This window comes from Microbacterium sp. STRO-1N (assembly GCF_057748015.1).
On record NZ_CM173234.1, the window covers coordinates 3,783,270 to 3,800,558 of the forward strand.

The 17,289-nt window shown below is 69.0% G+C and carries 18 protein-coding genes; 2 read left to right on the plus strand and 16 right to left on the minus strand.

The window, feature by feature from the left end; genetic code table 11:
* Positions 1 to 18: 18 nt before the first annotated feature.
* Entirely contained in the window at positions 19 to 666 is a 648-nt protein-coding gene (locus AC3ANJ_RS18290; protein ID WP_488317555.1) for a biliverdin-producing heme oxygenase, read from the plus strand.
* Here the strand turns inward: AC3ANJ_RS18290 and AC3ANJ_RS18295 are convergent, their stop codons facing one another.
* On the minus strand, positions 667 to 2,052 hold the full coding sequence (locus AC3ANJ_RS18295) for an ATP-dependent DNA helicase (RefSeq protein ID WP_406248187.1): 1,386 nt from the start codon (positions 2,050 to 2,052) through the stop codon (positions 667 to 669). It lies immediately after the preceding gene.
* A 73-nt stretch (positions 2,053 to 2,125) separates the two neighbouring features.
* Between AC3ANJ_RS18295 and AC3ANJ_RS18300 the strand changes: the two genes are divergently transcribed.
* On the plus strand, positions 2,126 to 3,187 hold the full coding sequence (locus tag AC3ANJ_RS18300) for a hypothetical protein (RefSeq protein WP_488317556.1): 1,062 nt from the start codon (positions 2,126 to 2,128) through the stop codon (positions 3,185 to 3,187).
* Positions 3,188 to 3,191: 4 nt separating this feature from the next.
* On the opposite strand, the gene AC3ANJ_RS18305 is transcribed toward AC3ANJ_RS18300, so the two are convergent.
* From AC3ANJ_RS18305 to AC3ANJ_RS18375, 15 genes are all read right to left on the minus strand, one after another.
* Positions 3,192 to 5,186, minus strand: coding sequence for a bifunctional copper resistance protein CopD/cytochrome c oxidase assembly protein (locus tag AC3ANJ_RS18305; RefSeq protein WP_488317557.1), 1,995 nt, complete (start codon positions 5,184 to 5,186; stop codon positions 3,192 to 3,194).
* A 121-nt stretch (positions 5,187 to 5,307) separates the two neighbouring features.
* The gene (locus AC3ANJ_RS18310) at positions 5,308 to 5,595 is read right to left on the minus strand and encodes an HU family DNA-binding protein (protein ID WP_120230127.1); all 288 of its coding nucleotides are present in this window, start codon (positions 5,593 to 5,595) and stop codon (positions 5,308 to 5,310) included.
* A 306-nt stretch (positions 5,596 to 5,901) separates the two neighbouring features.
* Positions 5,902 to 6,723, minus strand: a complete 822-nt coding sequence (locus AC3ANJ_RS18315) for an endonuclease domain-containing protein (RefSeq protein WP_488317558.1) — start codon at positions 6,721 to 6,723, stop codon at positions 5,902 to 5,904.
* A gap of 352 nt (positions 6,724 to 7,075) precedes the next feature.
* The gene (gene rpsN / locus AC3ANJ_RS18320) at positions 7,076 to 7,381 is read right to left on the minus strand and encodes a 30S ribosomal protein S14 (protein WP_406248177.1); all 306 of its coding nucleotides are present in this window, start codon (positions 7,379 to 7,381) and stop codon (positions 7,076 to 7,078) included.
* 3 nt (positions 7,382 to 7,384) lie between these two features.
* Positions 7,385 to 7,555 carry a 50S ribosomal protein L33 gene (rpmG, locus tag AC3ANJ_RS18325; protein WP_046014935.1) on the minus strand — a complete coding sequence of 57 codons (171 nt, stop codon included), beginning with the start codon at positions 7,553 to 7,555 and terminating at the stop codon, positions 7,385 to 7,387.
* Positions 7,555 to 7,791 (minus strand): 50S ribosomal protein L28, encoded by a 237-nt coding sequence (rpmB, locus tag AC3ANJ_RS18330; RefSeq protein WP_243228355.1) that lies wholly within the window; start codon positions 7,789 to 7,791, stop codon positions 7,555 to 7,557. The genes rpmG and rpmB overlap by 1 nt, the downstream gene beginning before the upstream one ends.
* A gap of 117 nt (positions 7,792 to 7,908) precedes the next feature.
* On the minus strand, positions 7,909 to 8,562 hold the full coding sequence (locus tag AC3ANJ_RS18335; RefSeq protein WP_488319317.1) for a DNA-3-methyladenine glycosylase: 654 nt from the start codon (positions 8,560 to 8,562) through the stop codon (positions 7,909 to 7,911).
* A 6-nt stretch (positions 8,563 to 8,568) separates the two neighbouring features.
* A complete protein-coding gene (locus AC3ANJ_RS18340) occupies positions 8,569 to 10,470 on the minus strand; it encodes a TolB-like translocation protein (protein ID WP_488317559.1) in 1,902 nt (633 codons plus the stop codon).
* Positions 10,460 to 11,239 carry a TIGR03943 family putative permease subunit gene (locus AC3ANJ_RS18345; RefSeq protein ID WP_488317560.1) on the minus strand — a complete coding sequence of 260 codons (780 nt, stop codon included), beginning with the start codon at positions 11,237 to 11,239 and terminating at the stop codon, positions 10,460 to 10,462. Before AC3ANJ_RS18345 ends, AC3ANJ_RS18340 begins: the two co-directional genes overlap by 11 nt.
* Complete coding sequence (locus AC3ANJ_RS18350; protein WP_488317561.1) at positions 11,232 to 12,248, minus strand: permease; 1,017 nt, start codon at positions 12,246 to 12,248, stop codon at positions 11,232 to 11,234. Before AC3ANJ_RS18350 ends, AC3ANJ_RS18345 begins: the two co-directional genes overlap by 8 nt.
* Positions 12,245 to 12,661 (minus strand): Fur family transcriptional regulator, encoded by a 417-nt coding sequence (locus tag AC3ANJ_RS18355; RefSeq protein WP_488317562.1) that lies wholly within the window; start codon positions 12,659 to 12,661, stop codon positions 12,245 to 12,247. The genes AC3ANJ_RS18350 and AC3ANJ_RS18355 overlap by 4 nt, the downstream gene beginning before the upstream one ends.
* Positions 12,662 to 12,729: 68 nt before the next feature.
* A complete protein-coding gene (locus tag AC3ANJ_RS18360) occupies positions 12,730 to 13,590 on the minus strand; it encodes a metal ABC transporter permease (RefSeq protein WP_488317563.1) in 861 nt (286 codons plus the stop codon).
* On the minus strand, positions 13,587 to 14,408 hold the full coding sequence (locus AC3ANJ_RS18365) for a metal ABC transporter ATP-binding protein (protein WP_488319318.1): 822 nt from the start codon (positions 14,406 to 14,408) through the stop codon (positions 13,587 to 13,589). Before AC3ANJ_RS18365 ends, AC3ANJ_RS18360 begins: the two co-directional genes overlap by 4 nt.
* 11 nt (positions 14,409 to 14,419) lie before the next feature.
* A complete protein-coding gene (locus tag AC3ANJ_RS18370) occupies positions 14,420 to 15,475 on the minus strand; it encodes a metal ABC transporter solute-binding protein, Zn/Mn family (RefSeq protein ID WP_488317564.1) in 1,056 nt (351 codons plus the stop codon).
* Positions 15,476 to 15,587: 112 nt separating this feature from the next.
* On the minus strand, positions 15,588 to 17,264 hold the full coding sequence (locus tag AC3ANJ_RS18375; RefSeq protein WP_488317565.1) for a glycoside hydrolase family 13 protein: 1,677 nt from the start codon (positions 17,262 to 17,264) through the stop codon (positions 15,588 to 15,590).
* Positions 17,265 to 17,289 lie beyond the last annotated feature (25 nt).

Below are 17,289 nucleotides of genomic sequence, written 5' to 3' on the forward strand. Positions count from 1 at the left end.
TCCCCTTACACTGGGGGCATGTCCGAACTCCTGTCGTTCTCCGCGGCGCTGCGCGAGCGCTCATCCGGGTCACACTCCCGCAGCGAGCACGCCGGATTCATGGGCGAGCTGCTGACCGGCGAGGGCTCCCGCGAGGACTACATCTCACTCGTCACGCAGCACTACTTCATCTACGAGGCGCTCGAGGCGGCTGGTGAGCGGATGCGCCACGACCCCGTCGCTTCGGTGTTCCTCAGCGACAAGCTCACCCGCCTGCCGGCGCTGGAGGCCGACCTCGAGTTCCTCGTCGGCGCTGACTGGCGCTCGCGGATCCAGCCGCTGCCGACCACCCGGCGCTACGTCGAGCGGATCCAGCAGGTCGGCGCCACGTGGCCAGGCGGCTTCGTCGCCCACCACTACACGCGCTACCTCGGCGACCTGTCCGGCGGGATCTTCATCGGGCGCGTCATGCAGCGGCGCTTCGGGTTCGAGACGAACGGCATCGGCTTCTACCTCTTCGACGACATCGCCGACCCGAAGGCGTTCAAGGACGTCTACCGCGACCAGCTGGATGCCGCTCCGTGGGACGATGCCGAGCGCGAGCGCGTCATCGCCGAGGTGCTGCTGGCGTACCGGTTCAACACCGAGCTGTTCGAGGACCTGGACCGCGCCCGCGCAGCCGCCTGATCAGGCGGTGACCTCGGGAGTCGAGTTGCGCTCCCACGCCGCGCGCATGAACCGGCGGACGTCCTCGTCCACACGGATGTCGCTCGGCCGCAGCGGCCGTGACAGGTAGAGCCCGTCCAGGGACGTCAACCGGCTCAGCGCGACATACGTCTGGCCGGGGGCGAACGCACCGGAGCCCAGGTCGATCAGCGCCCTGTCGTACGTCTTTCCCTGCGACTTGTGGATCGTCACCGCCCATGCCAGCCGCAGCGGGAACTGCGTGAACTCCGCGACCACGTCGCGCGAGAGCGTCTTGGTCAGCGGGTTGTACGCGTACCGGTACCTCTCCCACACCGCCGGCTCGACGTCGACCTCCTCGCCGTCGATGTCGACGCGCACCGAGCCGCCGAGAATGCGGGTGACGGTCCCGATCGTGCCGTTCACCCACCGAGGGGGCTCTCCCGCCATCGCCGTGTCGTTGCGCAGGAACATCACCTGGGCGCCGACCTTGAGCTTGAGCTCGGCATCCGCCGGGAAGTTCGACTCACCCCGCCCGAAGTCGCCGTTGATCTCGGCCTTGGCGGTCTGCTCCCGTCCGCCCAGCGCCAGGAGATGACGGCGGTTGATGCTGTTCACGATGTCGTTGCGGGTGGCGAGCGTGATCATCGGCACCTCGCCCGGCTCCGGGTCCGGCTGGGGACGCGCGCCCTGGGTGTTCAGCACCTCGGCGATCTCGGCGGTCACGCGTCCGTACCGGACGGCGTTCAGCATGGCCTTGAACCCGTCATCGGACTGGCGGTGGATCTCCACCAGTTCGCGGACGTGCAGCTGCGCGCCGTGGCGTCCGAGGTCGAGCAGACCGTCATCGCCCGACGCACCGGCCCACACCTTCGCGTCGAAGAACCAGAACGAGCGGTAGTGGTCCTCGACATAGCGGGCCTCGTCTCCCCGTGGCGGTACGGGTGCGAGCTGATACGGGTCGCCGAACATGACGACCTGGACGCCGCCGAACGGTTGCGCACGACGCCCCCGGGCCTGGCGCAGCGCGCGGTCCATGGCATCCATCAGGTCGGCGTTGACCATCGAGACCTCGTCGATCACGAGCGTCTCGATCGCGTTCAGGATGCGTCGCGTCGGATCGCTCTGATCGATCTCGCTGTCGGCGATGAGACCGATCGGCAGCCGGAACAGCGAGTGGATCGTCTGCCCCTCGACGTTGAGCGCGGCGACGCCCGTCGGCGCGCAGATCGCGATCTGCTTCTTGGTGTTCCAGGCGAAGTGCTGCAGCAACGTGGACTTGCCCGTACCCGCCCGGCCGGTCACGAAGACGTGCTCGTCGGTGTCCTCGATCAGTCGGAAGAGAGCTTCCTGTTCGGCGGAGAGAGCGGGGAGGGACACGGCATCCATGGTACGTCGCCGGGCCGCGCAACCTCCGGCAATGCTCGGCTTCGTCCCAGGACGCCCCTCATAGACTGACGCCATGGAGCAGCCTGCGGCCGGGTCGCCCCGGCGCGCGCGCCTCGGGGTCGATCTGTCGATCCTCGTGCTGATCGGCGTTCTGCTCCTCGCCGCCCTTGGTGCCGGAGGCGCAGCGCTGTACCAGCAGTTCTACAGCCCGGCTTCGTTCGTGACCCGGTACCTCGACCTGCTGGCCGCCGGCAAGGCGGGCGACGCGCTGCTCGTTCCAGGGGTCGCCGTCGACCGCGCGACGCTCGAGGATGCCGGTGTGGACCCGACCGCGTCGGAGGCGCTGCTGCGCCAGGCCGCCCTCGCGCCGCTGACCGATCTCGAGGTCGTCTCCACGAGCCAGAAGGAGGGCATCAGCGACGTCACCGTCTCGTATTCGGCGAACGGCCACCCCGGCGTCAGCACCTTCCGCGTCGAGCAGGACGGCTGGATCGGCGTCGCACCGCGCTGGCGTTTCAGCGCGAGTCCGCTCGCCGCCGTTGAGCTGTCGCTGGTCGGGGCCGACCGGTTCGCCGTGAACGGGTTCACCCTCGAGCGGGGCCAGGTCTCGGCATCCGGTGCCGAAGCCGACCCGACCGCACCGATCTCGCTGCTCGTGTTCACACCCGGCGTGTACTCCGTCACGGTCGACACCGCGATTTCGGAATCCCCCGGCGTCAGCGTCCTGGCCGACGCGCCGCTCACGTCGACGCCGGTCGCCGTGAACGCCACCGCGACCGACGAGTTCGTCGCCGTGGTGCAGCAGCGCGTTGAGGAGTTCCTTACCGGCTGCACGACCCAGCAGGTGCTCAAGCCCACCGCGTGCCCGTTCGGCTACGACGTCGCCAACCGGATCGACGGCGAGCCGACGTGGTCGATCGCCCAGCAGCCTCAGGTGACGGTCGAGCCGGACGGCAGTTCGTGGATGATCCCCGCGACGGATGCCGTGGCGCACATCGAGGTCGACATCCGCTCGCTCTTCGACGGGTCGATCGAGCACGTGTCGGAGGACGTGCCGTTCCAGGTGAACGGGACGATCACGATCCTCCCCGACGGCTCGGCATCCATCCTGGTCGGATCTCCGGCGGACGGATAGCTGGTCAGCGGCGCTCGCGCGCCGCGGCCCTGGCGTCCTTGGCGGCGAGCTCCGCGAGACGGGCGTTGTACTCCTCGAGCTCTGCCTCGCCCGTGCGGTCCGCGTGCCGGTCGCGCCGGCGCTGGACCTTCGTGTCGTTGCGGCTCCACTGGATCGCGACGGTGATCGCGAGGATCAGCGTGGGGATCTCGCCCACGGACCACGCGATGCCGCCGCCGATGTACTGGTCCTCCAGCGGCGTCGGGCCCCACGTGCGCCCCATCGCACCGAACCACTCCGAGACCATCAGCCCGGTCTGCATCATGATCGCGATGCCGAAGAACGCGTGCAGAGCCATCACGGCGATCAGGGTGATGAGGCGGCCGGGGTACGGCAGTCGGTAGGGCACCGGGTCCGCGCCGATCAGGCTCATCACGAACAGGTAGCCCGAGATGAGGAAGTGCGCGATCATCCACTCGTGCCCGAGGTGCTCGTACATCGACCACCGGAACAGGTCGGTGAAGTAGAACGCCCACAGCGACCCGATGAAGATCCCCGCGGCCACGAACGGGTGCGTCACGACGCGGGCGAACGGCGAGTGCACGGCCCACATGATCCACTCGCGCCCGCCGCGGGTCCCGTCGTCGCGCTTCTCGATCGCGCGCAGGGCGAGCGTGATCGGCGCCCCCGAGACGAGCAGCAGCGGAATCGCCATCGACAGCAGCATGTGCCCCATCATGTGCACGCTGAACAGGTAGTCCTGATATGCGTTGAGCGCACCGCTGGTCACCCAGACCAGCAGCAGGACGCCGAAGACCCAGAACACTGTGCGGTGGATCGGCCAGCGATCGCCACGGCGCTGCAGCCGGACGACCCCTGCCAGATAGAACACCAGACCGAAGCCGCCGGCCACCAGCCACAGCACGTCGATGTTCCACTCGGTGAACCAGCGGTCGAGCGTGAACTCGGGCGGCAGAGGCGAGTCGGTGAGGATCTCGGCCGGCGTCCGGACGGCCGGCGGGGTGTCACCGGCCGGCGGCTCGGTGCGGGCGAGGGCAGCAGCGGCCCCCGAGGCCAGGCCCATGAGCGCGACCTCGCACAGCACGAGCATCCAGAACCAGCCGCGGTTCTTGTCGATCCGGGGAATGAGTCGGGCACGGTACCAGGCCCCGAGGATGCCCATCGCGACGAGCAGGACGATCTTGGCGATCAGGATGCCGCCGTACGGCGTCAGGAGACCATCCCAGTCCCCCAGCGCGACGATCGAGCGTGCGAGGCCGGAGACGGCGACGACGACGAACGCCGCCAGTGCGAGCGTCGAGTAGCGCTGCACGAACGCGGTGACGTCGAGATCCGGCGTGCGGCGCAGCAGGACGACGAGCAGGAGACCGCCCAGCCACACCGCGGCGCCGATCGTGTGCAGCAGGATCGAATTGACCGCGATGTTGTGGCCGGCGACATCGCCGGAGTGACCTTGGGTGGCGAGCGGAAGGAAGGATGCCGCGGCCAGGATCGCGGTGAGCAGCACCGGTGTCCAGGTGCGCCAGGCGAAGGCCAGCACGGTGACGGTCGCGCCCATGAGGGTCGTGATGAGCCACGACTGGCCGAGCGCCGTGTTCAGCAGAAAGTTCCCCAGCTGCTCGCCGAAGAGCCGGTCCGCGCTCAGCGCCGGGTTGAACACCGACATGAACGTGAGGAACGCTGCCGTGCCCGAGGCCACCGTGAAGGCCGCGGCTCCTGCCGATGCAGCATCCATCGCCCGTTCGAAGGGCCTCGTGCCGGTGCGCAGCGCGAAGAGCGCGAGCACGAGGGAGCCGAGCATGATGGCGCCCGTGACGTTGCTCAGCATCTTGACGACGGGAAGACCCCAGCGCACGACGGGACCCGGGTCGAGCAGGCGCGGCGCTTCGGCACCGCCGCCGTAGATCAGGGCGAGAACGGTGGCGACGACACCGGCGATGAGGAGGATCGCGGGTCCGGCGATGCGGTACGCCGAGACCCGCTGCGCTGGCGTGGTCACCCGTCAAGCCTACGCGGCGCCGCAGACGCGGATTCCCAGGCGGACGGTCCAGGCGAACGGTCCAGGGCGAACGCACGAAGGCCGCCCCCTCGGCGGGAGCGGCCTTCGAAAGGAAGCAGTCTTACTTGACGGCAGCCTTGAGCTTGGAACCAGCGGTCACCTTGACGCGCTTGCCGGCCGGGATCTTGATCTCGGCACCGGTCTGCGGGTTGCGGCCCGTGCGGGCGGCGGTGTCGACCTGCTCGAACGAGATCCAGCCCGGGATCGAGACCTTGCTGCCCTTGGCAACAGCGTCGGAGACCGAGGAGAACAGAGCGTCGAGCACACCGGAGACGGTGGCCTGGCTCTGGCCGGTGGCGGAAGCGATGCTCGCGACGAGCTCGGTCTTGGTGATGGACTTGTCAGCCATGTCATCCTCCAGCGACGAGGATCCCGTCGCGTTGTTGGTGTGTGTCGGAGCGGATGCTCCTGGTCGTTCGACCGCCTCGAATGTATCAACGATGGCCGACATTTCCGCGTCATTTCGCGGGTTTTGACGTTTTCGGCGGCGTGTCGGGCCACATTCGTCACTTCCGTCACAGGCGCACGACCCGTTCGAGGGTCCTGTTGACGGCCGCTTGGGGTCCGGTCGGGAGGAGAACGCCCGGATGGGAGGATCGAAATCGGCGTTTCGATCCTCCCATCCGTGAGAAGTCCTCCCGTCCGGGGCGGTTCTTCACGACAGGTGAAGCCCCTGAGCCACTGCGGTCATGATCATCGCCTGCACCTCGGTCCAGTGGTTCATGATCTGGTCATAGCCGATGCGGATGACGTGGTAGCCGTGCAGCTTCAGCATCGCGTCATGGGCGATGTCCTCGGTGCGCTGCGCCCCGACGTGCGTTCCGCCGTCGATCTGGATCACCAGCCGGTCGCCGATGAGCAGATCGACCCAGTGTCCGAGGACCCACGCCTGCTGCACGAGCGGCAGCTTCAACCAGCGCAACCGGTGCACGACGATCGATTCGAGCCCTGAATCCGACCAGAGCGAGGCCTGCGTCACGATTCTCCGCGCAGCGGCGGGCAGGGGAAGACGCAGCACCTCCGGCTTCTGAACGACACCCTTGCGCAATGCGGTCTCCCACAGCGCGATGGCATCCTCGCGGACGAGACATGACGTCGCGATCACCAGCGCGTTGATGAGCAGATCCTCCGCGGACCCTGGCATCCGCGCAAGGATGGGCCGATTCCAGTGCACCACCGCTTCCGGCGCGGCAACGTGGCCGGAGCTCGGTGGCGCTCCGACGTGCAGCGCGTCCACCTTTCGCACCCAGAGCTTCTGTCGCTTGGCCAGCGTGATGCAGGTCAGGACGACACCGCGACGTGCCGCCCCGACGAGGATCGGGTCGGCGTCCGGGAGAGCGACCCAGCCCTTGCGGATCTTCCTGACGGCGCCTGCAGTCTTGGCCTTGCGTAACGCGTGGATCGTGACGCCAGTGCCGAGCAGCGCTCGCACCTGCGCGACGCCGCCGAGTCGGCGCAATTCGATGATCGGGTCCATCGCCCGAGCATCACTGTCGGGCGACGGGCCATGCGGGGTCGGTTCCCGCGGAATCCTCGAATGCTGTGGACAAGAACGTGCTTATCCAGCTCGGTGCAGGGCGAGTCCAGCGCGCTTCGGCATCCGCACCCGCATCCGCACGGGAGGAGAACGCGCGATTGGGAGGATCGAAATCAGCGTTTCGATCCTCCCATCCGTAAGAAGTCCTCCCGTCCGGGGAGGCAATGTCCGGGCCGGGTCGCGCGCCGGGCAGCGCGAGCCGGCAATGCCGCCATGCCGCGCGACCCCCCGGGCACACGAAAAGGGCGAAGTTCCGAAGAACCCCGCCCTTTTCAGAACTGCTGGAGAGTGCTTACCAGCTCGACTTGGTCACGCCGGGCAGCTCGCCACGGTGCGCCATGTCACGGAAGCGGACACGCGAGATGCCGAACTTCGTGAGCATGCCACGGGGGCGGCCGTCGATGGCGTCACGCGAACGGACGCGGGCCGGCGACGCGTTGCGCGGCAGCTTCTGCAGGCCGACGCGAGCTGCCTCGCGGGCCTCGTCGGTGGCGTTCGGGTCGACGAGCGTCTTCTTCAGCTCGGCGCGACGCTCTGCGTAGCGCTCGACGATGACCTTGCGCTGCTCGTTGCGAGCGATCTTGCTCTTCTTAGCCATGGATCAACGCTCCTCTCGGAATTCGACGTGCTTGCGGACCACCGGGTCGTACTTCTTCAGCACGAGGCGGTCGGGGGTGTTGCGACGGTTCTTCTTGGTCACGTAGGTGTAACCGGTGCCCGCCGTCGAGCGGAGCTTGATGATCGGACGGACGTCCTGTGCCTTCTTGGCCATTAGAGCTTCACACCCTTCGCCTGGAGGTCGGCGACAACCTTCTCGATGCCGCGTGCGTCGATCACCTTGATGCCCTTGGCGGACACGTTGAGCGTGATCTTACGACCGAGCGACGGAACGTAGTAAGTCTTCTTCTGCACGTTCGGGTCGAAGCGGCGCTTCGTCCGGCGGTGCGAGTGCGAGACGTTGTGACCGAAGCCGGGAACAGCTCCTGTCACCTGGCACACTGCTGCCATGTGATTACTCCTTCAATACCGTGAGACCGGACGGCCTCACCCAAGATCCCTTGTCTGCGTGCCGTCCTTGCGGGCCCGGCATGCGAACTGCGCACAGGAGTGTGCGCAGACAAAGAGTCAGTCTAGCATGGATGCCGCGGACGCTCCGCGCCCCCACCGGAAGGCCGAGACGGTCGGGTCACCCGGGATCCAGAACCGCCACGGGAACGCCTGCGTACCGGCCACACCTGCGACTCCGACCCGCGGCCCGCTCGCGACCTCGCTCAGCGGATCGTCGAGCCACAACTCGGCCTGCGCGCCGGCCCACTCCGCTCCGGTCACCGCGTCGATGCCGTCGTGGCGCGGATGCCTCAGCCCAGACACCTGCCCGAAGCGCCCCGGCCCTCTGGCCAGGTCGCGTCCTGTCCGTCCGGATCGGGATGCCGCGGCATCCTGTCCTTCGACCACCTCGCCGGCTCGGAGCAGCACACCGCCGGCGATGCCGTCCGGCGCGCAGACGACGTTGACGCAGGAATGGATGCCGTGGCTCAGGTACACGTAGAGGTGACCGGGGTCTCCCCACATCGTGGCGTTCCGCGCCGTGCGCCCCATCCGCGCATGAGACCCCGGGTCGGGCACGAGACCCGTGCCCTGCCCGTGATACGCCTCGGCCTCCGTGATCCGCAGCGTCACGGGAGAGCCCTCGACGACGGTTCGCAGCCGCCCGCCCAGCAGTCGCGGCGCGACCTCGAGGGGCAGGCCTGCGAGCTCCTCGCGAACAGCCCTGTGCAGCACGGGTCAGAACACCGGTCCCACCGGGCACCACGAGATGTCGAACCCGGTGACGGGGACGATCTCCTCGCCGGTCTCCGTGTCGAGCACGTGCGTGTGCAGCGTCTGCGGGAGCGGCGCGAGCAGGTCGTCGTACGGGTTGTTCGCGAGATCGGGGGCGACGGTGACGGCCGTGTACTGCCCGCTCGGCGACGCGCACACCTGCAGGATCGTGTCGGTGCTCGGCACCTCGATCAGCGGCGTCGCCGCGCCGTCGTCATCGACGCGGATCACGGACTGCCCGGTCGGGAGCCCGTTCTCGTCGCGCGTGACGATGTGCCGCAGCGTGCCGCCGGGGTACGGTGCGATGGTCGTCGCGATCCCGTAGTCCGGTTCGGATGCCGGCAGCGGCGCCTCCGAGCCGTCCGCGAGATTCAGTTCGACGACACTGCCGTCGGTGCGCTCGATGATCGCGGTGTACGTCCCACGGGACACGCCCATGATGCTCATCGCAGTGCCCAGGGCCTGCGTGCCGGCATCCGAGGAGAGATCCTCGAGAGCGAGCGCACCCTGCCAGTCGATGAACAGCACCGCGGCGGAGTCCGGCACGAACTCCCACTCGGCGATGCTCGCCTCGACGTCGGCGACTTCGACGATGCGCGGTTCGCCTGAGCCGTCCAGCGGCTGCGTGACGAGCACGCTCGCACGGCCGCTGGTGTCGGTGAGTTCCCGATCCGAGTAGGTGTAGCCGACGAGACCGCCGCGATCGGACACCTGCACCCCGGTCACGAAACCGTCGCCGGGGAGCGTCAGCTCGCGCGGGTCGGAACCGTCGCGGTTCATGACGAGGACGGACGAGCCCTCTTCGTCCTCGACCGCGACGACGAGCTGCGTCGTGGTCGCGCGGAAGTCGTCGATGCGCTCGGCCGTGAAGACCGGCACGGCCTTCTCGCCGGTGAGGTCGGTGCGGAAGATGCCGTCCTCGCCCTCGGCATCCCGCTTGAGCAGGAACACCTCGGAGGGCGGGGTCGTGAACGTCGTCGTGAGATCCGTCGCCGGACCGCCGCCCGTGCTCGTGACATCGGCGACCCGCACGTCGTAGGTCGTCTCGTCGTCGAGCGGGACCGTGAAGCGGATGCCGACGCTGCGCCCTGCGGCGTCGACCGTGAACGGCACGGCGGGTTCGACCGTGACCTGCTCCGGATCGATCGCCGTCAGGGGCTGGTTCGTGGTGAGGATCAGGCGGCTGCCGGAGACCTCGATCGCCTGAGCGGGGTCGATCTGCTCGGCGACGAGCCGCGGTCCCTGGGTCAGGCTGATGACGCCGAGCGTCGCCCCGACGATCGCGAGGATGCCCAGAACCGAGCCGAGCAGGATGAGGAAGCGGTGGTTGCGGGGCTCGGCAGCCGTCGGCGCCTCCGCGGGCTCCGGTGCGTCCGGGGCGTGGGCCGCGTCTGGCGCGTCTGGCGCGGCCGCCGCGTGTGTGGACTCCGCCGCCTCCGCGGGAGGGGTCGCATCGTGTCGCGTCGCGGCCCCCGAGGCGACCACCTGCGACACCTGCGCAGCGGAGACGGGCTCCGGCGCAGACTCGGGCACGGACTCGTACCCGCGAGAGGTGTCGCGAATCGCCGCGTCGAACGCCGAGAGGCGACCATCCGCGTCCCCTGCCGACGCGGCAACCGACTCACTCCCGCGGGAGGGGTCGCGATCGGCCGCCTCCGCCGCGCTGACGCGACCATTCGAGCCCCCTGCCGACGCGGCACCCGGCTCACTCTCCCGGGAGGTGTCACGATCGGCCGCCTCAGCATCAGCGACGCGACCATTCGAGCCCCCTGCCGACGCGGCTTCCGTCTCCGCAGCGGCCTCGGCTGCCTCGCGCAGCGCGCGCATCTCTGCCCTGGTCCGCGGGGTCGGCGAATCAGTACTCATACGGATCCCCCGGTTCATCGATCGGGGTGACGTCGGTGGGCTCCACGCTCAGGGTGCCATCGGCATCCGCGGTGATCGTGCCGGTGATCTCGACCCACTGGCCCACTTCGTAATCGCTCGACCACGAGGCCGAGACGACCGGGATCGACGCGGGCTGCGCATCGATCACGCAGTGCGTGATGACCAGCCTCGAGAGGTTCATCTCGTCATCCCCCTCGCCCGGGGTGACGAATCCGGTGAGCGTCACGGTCGAGCCGTCGTAGCTCTCCGGACGCGTCGCGGTGGCGAAGACGCTCGCCCAGTCCCCTACGCCGAACGTCGAGGTGTCGGCAACGCCGAGGGTCACGGTGTCCGCTCCTGCGAACAGGGTGCCGGCCTCTCCGGCCCGCGACATCGCCAGTTCGACCGAGAGGGATGCCGGGGGCAGCACGAGTCCGGCGATCACGACACCCGACGCGACGACACCCGCCGTGATGCTCCCGACCGCCGCCAGGGTGCGCTGGGGCGATGCGGCGGTGTCCGCGGCATCCGTCCCGTGGTCGTGATCGTGATCCATCTCCTCGCCGAGCGGAAGCGTGCACGACCACACCGCGCCGGTGAGCGTCACGATCGCACCCGCGACCGCGAACCAGACCGACTCGGGGCTGATGTAGAGCGACAGTCGTCCGGTGAACGCCAGGCCGAGGGTCACGACGGAGAGCCCGGCGGCGAGGCCGACGCCCAGCCACCGCGACCACAGCGCACTGCGTCGCGAGACCTGCTCAGACAAAGACGTTCACCCCGATCCCGATGACGAACGCGCTCAGCAGCACGACGCCGACGATGCCGACCAGCGTGCGGGTGGTGAAGGTGGTGCGCATCAGCGCGAGCATCTTGATGTCCACGAGCGGGCCGACCAGCAGGAAGGCGACGATGGCCCCGGGCGAGAACGTGGACGCGAACGACAGCGCGAAGAAGGCGTCCACGTTCGAGCAGATCGCGACGGTCATGGCGAGCGCCATCATCGCGACGATCGACAGCACGGGGTTCGACCCGATGGCCAGCAGCACGTCGCGCGGGATGAGGACCTGCACGGCGCCGGCGACCGCCGATCCGATCACGAGCGCCGGCATGACCGCCCGCAGCTCGATGAGGAACTGCGTGAGGCTGCGGCGAACGGGAGTGCCGTGCTCGTGCGTCACGCGGTCGCAGGTCGCGACGAAGCGCTCGGTGAGCAGGGCGTCCGGGGAGGGGTGGCGGCTGTAGATCCAGCCGATGAGGTTGGCGATGAGGAATCCGCCGACGAGCCGCGCGACGAGGATCCCGCCGTCCCAGCCGAACGCGGCGTGGGTGGTCAGGATCACGATCGGGTTCACGATCGGCGCCGCCATGAGGAAGGTGAGCGCCTCGGCCGGGGCGAGCCCGCGCATCATCAGGCCGCGTGCGAAGGGCACGTTGCCGCACTCGCACACCGGGATCAGCATCCCGAGCAGCGACAGCACGGCCCGTCGCGCCCACGCCTTACGGGGCAGCCAGCGCTGGATCGCGTCGGCCGGGAGCCACACCTGCACGACGATCGACAGCACGACGCCGAGGATCACGAACGGCAGCGCCTCGATCAGCACGCTCAGCGAAAGCGTCAGTCCGTCCTGGACCCGGTTCGGCAGCGACACCGAGTACAGCGTCGGCAGCACGAGGTCGATGACGAACAGCACCGCGAGGATGCCGAGGCCCACCGCGACCCCGACGATCGGCGAGGTGCGGCGCGTAGCGCGGCCGGGCGCGGTGAGCACGTTCACGCGGAGGCCGACTCCTGCGCCTGCTTCTTCTTCGCGCACGGGGTGCACAGGCCGAAGATGTCGACGACGTGAGCCGCCTCGGTGAACCCGTGCAGGGCGGCCGTGCGATGAGCCCAGGCTTCGACGTCCTTGGCCTCGATCTCGACCGTCAGCCCGCACGAGCGGCAGATCAGATGGTGGTGATGGCCCTGCGTCGAGCAGGCGCGGTAGAGAGCCTCACCCTCGGGGCTCTGCAGCGAATCGGCATCGCCGGATGCCGCGAGACCCGCGAGGGCGCGATAGACCGTCGCCAGCCCGATGCCGGTGTTCTCGTCCCGGAGGGTGGCGTGCAGGGACTGGGCGCTGACGAATCCGCGCGCATCGGCGAGGGCATCGCGCACGCGCTCGCGCTGCCAGGTGTTGCGCTGAGCCATGCCCCGATTCTAGGCCGCGGGCCTTGCGCGGGGCTGGGAGGCCTCTCACCCCGTCGGTCGGGCCGTGATCAGGCCTTTCGGCGCACGCGTCCCCGCTGGTGCTGGATGACCCAGCACACCACGTAGATCAGGAACGAGATCGTCGTGATGTAGGGGCTCACCGGGAGGGTGCCGGCGAGCGCCAGCAGGATGCCGCCGACCGCCGAGACGAACCCGAACAGCGCAGCGAGCAGCGGAACCGTGAGCGGACCCGCCGCCACCCGCATCGCGGCTGCCGCCGGCGTCACGAGCAGCGCCATCACCAGCAGCGCGCCGATGATGTGCACGGCGACCGCGACGATGAGCCCGAGCAGGATCATGAACACCAGGCTGATCGCCCTGGTCGGGATGCCGCGGGCCGACGCCGCCACGGCATCCAAGGAGTCGAACCGCAGCGGGTTCCACATCAGCAGCAGACCCAGCAGCACTACCATGCAGATGCCGATCAGCCAGCCGAGATCCGGGTTGGACACCGAGACGATCTGGCCGGTCAGCAGGCTGAAGCGGTTCGCGCTCCGTCCGTCGTAGAGCGACAGGAACAGGATGCCGAGGCCGAGGCCGAACGGCATCAGCACGCCGACGATCGAATTGCGGTCCCTGGCCTTCGATCCGAGCAGCCCGATGAGGATCGCGGCGACCAGCGCTCCGCCGATCGACCCGATCACGACGCTCCCGCCGAACAGCAGCGCCGCGGCAGCACCGGCGAAGGACAGCTCGCTGATGCCGTGCACGGCGAACGCGAGATCGCGCTGCATGACGAAGACGCCGATGAGCCCCCCGACGAGTCCGAGGATCGCACCCGCGATGATCGAGTTCGACAGCAGCGCGACGAGGGCGCCGTAGTCCTCGAACGAGAAGACGTCGCTCCAGTCGACCATGGGCGCGATCATGCCTGCTCCTCGTGGTCGTGGTCGTGGTGCGGCTCGGCATCCGGAATCCCGACGACGACGAGGCGATCTCCGGCGCGGAGGACGAAGACGGGCGTGCCGTAGAGGTCGGTCAGCACGCGGCTCTGCAGCACCTCGTCCGGGGTGCCGAGCACGAAGCGACCACCCGCGATGTAGAGGATGCGGTCGACGCGACCGAGGATCGGATTGATGTCGTGCGTGACGAACAGCACGGCGGCGCCATCACGGCGCTGCCGGTCGATGATGTCGGTGACCGCACGCTGATTGGCGAGATCGAGCGCCGACAGCGGCTCGTCGCACAGCAGCAGGTCGGGATGATCGGCGAGCGCCTGGCCGACGCGCAGGCGCTGCTGCTCGCCGCCGGAGAGGAGCCCGACCCTGCGATCCGCGAACTCGCTCGCTCCGACCGCGTCGAGCAGCTCTTCGACGCGTTCGCGATCGCCGCGGCGCGGCAGCGGGAATCCGAAACGGGTGCCCTGCACGCCGAGCGCGACGACATCGCGGGCCCGCATGCTGGTGTCCGGCGGGAACGGGCGCTGCTGCGGGATGTAGCCGATGCGCGGATTGCCGCGGTGCACGGGCGATCCGCCGACGCGAATGCTCCCGGCAGAGAGGTCCTGCAACCCGAGGATGGCCCTCAGCAGCGTCGTCTTACCGGAGCCGGACGGACCGAGCACGGCGATGAACTCGCCGGGTCGTACATCGAGGTCGAGCCCCGCCCACAGTTCTCGGTCGCCGCGCTGGATGGCGGCTTCGCGGATCGTCAGGATGGGTGCGGCGGCGTCGTGCGCGGGTTCGATGCCCGCCGCGCTCACGATGCGAGCGCGTCGGCGAGGTTCTGGATCGCGTCGGCCATCCACTCAGAGTACGACGATCCGTCCTCGAGCAGTTCCGTGAACGCGACGACGGGGATGCCGGCGGCCTCGGCGGTCTCCTCCACGCGGGTGGTCTCGGCACCGCCGGTCTGCGCGTTGGTCAGCAGGACGGCGGCGTCGCCCGCTTCGATGACCTCGATCGCGGCCAGGAGCGTCGCCGGCGACACGTCGGTGCCTTCTTCGACGGCCTCGGCGAATCCCTCGGGCGTCACATCGGTGAGTCCGGCAGCTGCGGCGATGTATCCGGGCAGCGGCTCGGTGATGAAGACGCCCGTGCCGGCGTACTGCGTGTTCAGTTCGGCGAGGTCGGTCTCGTAGCCCTCGAGGTCGGCGATGATGTCATCCGCGGCGGCGGCGAAGTCCGCCTCGCCGTCGGGGTCGAGGGCGGTGAGCTCTGCGGCGATGTCCTCGACGACGTGGATCATCGTGTGCGGGTCGAACCAGACGTGCTCGTTGAACCCCTCGATGTGGTCGTGGCCCTCGTGCTCGTCGGCGTGCTCTTCCTCGGCGTGCGCCTCGTCGGCGTGCTCTTCCTCGGCGTGCGCCTCGTCGGCGTGCTCTTCCTCGGCGTGCGCTTCCTCGTGCGCGTGAGCTTCGGCATCCTCTTCGTGGCCCTCGTTGCCGGGGTAATCGTGCGCGAACTCGACGGCCGTGATCGTCTCGGCATCCGACCCCTCGAGGAGGTCCTCGATGAACGAGTCGTACCCGCCGCCGTTCTCGATGACGAGGTCGGCCTCCTGCACGGTGAGGCGGTCGCGGGCCGAAGCCTCGTACGAGTGCGGGTCCTGCGAGGCCGAGTCGATGATCGAGGTGACCGAGACCCGGTCGCCGCCGATCTGCTCGGCGAGCGAGCCGTAGACATTCGTGGTGGCGACCACGGTCAACCCGTCGGTGCCGCCCGTCCCGCCTTCAGCGCTCGGAGTGGTCGAGCATTTTGCCAGAGCGAGGGCGGATGCGGACACGAGTGCGATGGCGGCGACGGACTTCTTCATACCCTCATCGTACGTTCATGAGAATGATTCTCAAAATCGAGTGGCGTGCGCTGATCCGGGGACGCGAATGGCCGCCTCGACGCGATCGAGACGGCCATTCGCGACACCAGGGTCAGGCGGTCGGTGCGATCCAGACCGTCGTCTCACCGGGGACGGATGCCACGGCATCCGCACCGCTCGAGAGCACGATCCGGGTATCCGCCTCGAGCGCGAACGGCTCTGTGCCGAAATTGCTCACGACCTGCCAGCCGTTCGGACGGACGAAGCGCAGCACGTCGGCGCGACCGCTCTCGATCCACTCCAGCGTCTCGTCCGTCTGCAGTTCGTGACGCAGAGCGAGGGCGCGGCGATAGAACGACAGCGTGGACGAAGGGTCGGGAGCCTGGGCATCCGCGGCGTACTCGGCGAACCACGCCGGCTGGGGCAGATGCGCCCCTGCCGTGCCGAATCCGAACGAGGGGCCATCGGCGGTCCAGGGCAGCGGCACGCGGCATCCGTCGCGGCCGAGGCCATCGAAGGCTCCGCCGCGGAAGAAGGCCGGGTCCTGGCGCTGTTCCGGGGTGATCCCCGCCACTTCGTGCAGGCCCAGCTCCTCGCCCTGGTACAGGTAGGTGCTGCCGGGAAGACCGAGCAGCAGCAGCGTCGCCGCCCGTGCACGACGGAGCCCGCCCTCGCGGTCGAGCTGATCCTCCGGCCCCCCGGCGGCCACCCACTCGGTGCCCTGCTTGACCGCGCGACCACCGAGCGGGGGCAGGCCGTAGCGGGTCGCATGCCGGGTCACGTCGTGATTCGACAGCACCCACGTCGTCGACGAGCCGGTGGCCCGAGCTTGGGCGAGGTTGTCGGCGATGACCGCGCGGAACTGCGCCGCGTCGAAGTCGGCGACGAGCAGGTCGAAGTTGAACGCCTGGCCGAGACCATCGGCCGAGGCGTACTTCGCGCGGCGCTCGGGCGTCTCCACCCAGGCCTCCGCGACCGCGGTCCGAGGCGGGTCGTAGGCGTTGAAGACCTCCCGCCATGCGGCGTACACCTCGTGCACGTCATCGCGGTCGAACAACGGGTGATTGCCGTCGCGCGGGATCGCCTCCAGTTCGAGGCGACTGGGCAGCGGGTCGGTGAGGTCCTTCGTGAGCATGTGGGCGACATCGATGCGGAAGCCGTCCACTCCACGGTCGGACCAGAAGCGCAGCGTCTCGAGGAAGTCCTCGCGCACCTCGGGGTTCGCCCAATTCAGGTCCGGCTGCTCGACGGCGAAGTGGTGGAAGTACCACTGGCCGTCGTCGACGCGCTCCCACGCACCGCCGCCGAACGTGGACTGCCAGTCCGTCGGCGGCTCGGAGCCGTCGACGCCTGTGCCCTCGCGGAAGATGTAGCGCTCGCGCTCGGCCGAGCCGCGGCCGGCGGCGAGCGCCTCCTGGAACCACACGTGCAGGTTCGACGTGTGGTTCGGCACGATGTCGACGACGACGCGGATGCCGCGCTCGTGCAGCGCCGCCACCATTGCATCGAAGTCCGCCAGCGTCCCGAGGCGCGGATCGACATCGCGGTAGTCGGCGACGTCGTACCCGCCGTCGGCGAGCGCCGACGGGTAGAACGGGCTCAGCCACACCGCATCGATGCCCAGCTCGGCGAGGTAGTCGACGCGCGACAGGATGCCGGTGATGTCCCCCAGCCCGTCGCCGTTCGTGTCCGCGAAACTGCGCGGATAGATCTGGTAGACGACGGCCTGACGCCACCAGGCGGGGGTCTTCTGGTCGTCGGGGGTGTCGATGACGAGCGCATCGGTCATGAGCGAGAGAACTCCTTCTTTCGGG

Excerpts from the sequence above, each read along its gene's own strand:
- AC3ANJ_RS18290 (WP_488317555.1), top strand. The coding sequence starts at position 19 with ATGTCCGAACTCCTGTCGTTCTCCGCGGCGCTGCGCGAGCGCTCATCC.
- AC3ANJ_RS18295 (WP_406248187.1), bottom strand. The coding sequence starts at position 2,052 with ATGGATGCCGTGTCCCTCCCCGCTCTCTCCGCCGAACAGGAAGCTCTC.
- AC3ANJ_RS18300 (WP_488317556.1), top strand. The coding sequence starts at position 2,126 with ATGGAGCAGCCTGCGGCCGGGTCGCCCCGGCGCGCGCGCCTCGGGGTC.
- AC3ANJ_RS18310 (WP_120230127.1), bottom strand. The coding sequence starts at position 5,595 with ATGGCTGACAAGTCCATCACCAAGACCGAGCTCGTCGCGAGCATCGCT.
- AC3ANJ_RS18315 (WP_488317558.1), bottom strand. The coding sequence starts at position 6,723 with ATGGACCCGATCATCGAATTGCGCCGACTCGGCGGCGTCGCGCAGGTG.
- rpsN (WP_406248177.1), bottom strand. The coding sequence starts at position 7,381 with ATGGCTAAGAAGAGCAAGATCGCTCGCAACGAGCAGCGCAAGGTCATC.
- rpmG (WP_046014935.1), bottom strand. The coding sequence starts at position 7,555 with ATGGCCAAGAAGGCACAGGACGTCCGTCCGATCATCAAGCTCCGCTCG.
- rpmB (WP_243228355.1), bottom strand. The coding sequence starts at position 7,791 with ATGGCAGCAGTGTGCCAGGTGACAGGAGCTGTTCCCGGCTTCGGTCAC.
- AC3ANJ_RS18340 (WP_488317559.1), bottom strand. The coding sequence starts at position 10,470 with ATGAGTACTGATTCGCCGACCCCGCGGACCAGGGCAGAGATGCGCGCG.
- AC3ANJ_RS18355 (WP_488317562.1), bottom strand. The coding sequence starts at position 12,661 with ATGGCTCAGCGCAACACCTGGCAGCGCGAGCGCGTGCGCGATGCCCTC.
- AC3ANJ_RS18360 (WP_488317563.1), bottom strand. The coding sequence starts at position 13,590 with ATGATCGCGCCCATGGTCGACTGGAGCGACGTCTTCTCGTTCGAGGAC.
- AC3ANJ_RS18370 (WP_488317564.1), bottom strand. The coding sequence starts at position 15,475 with ATGAAGAAGTCCGTCGCCGCCATCGCACTCGTGTCCGCATCCGCCCTC.
- AC3ANJ_RS18375 (WP_488317565.1), bottom strand. The coding sequence starts at position 17,264 with ATGACCGATGCGCTCGTCATCGACACCCCCGACGACCAGAAGACCCCC.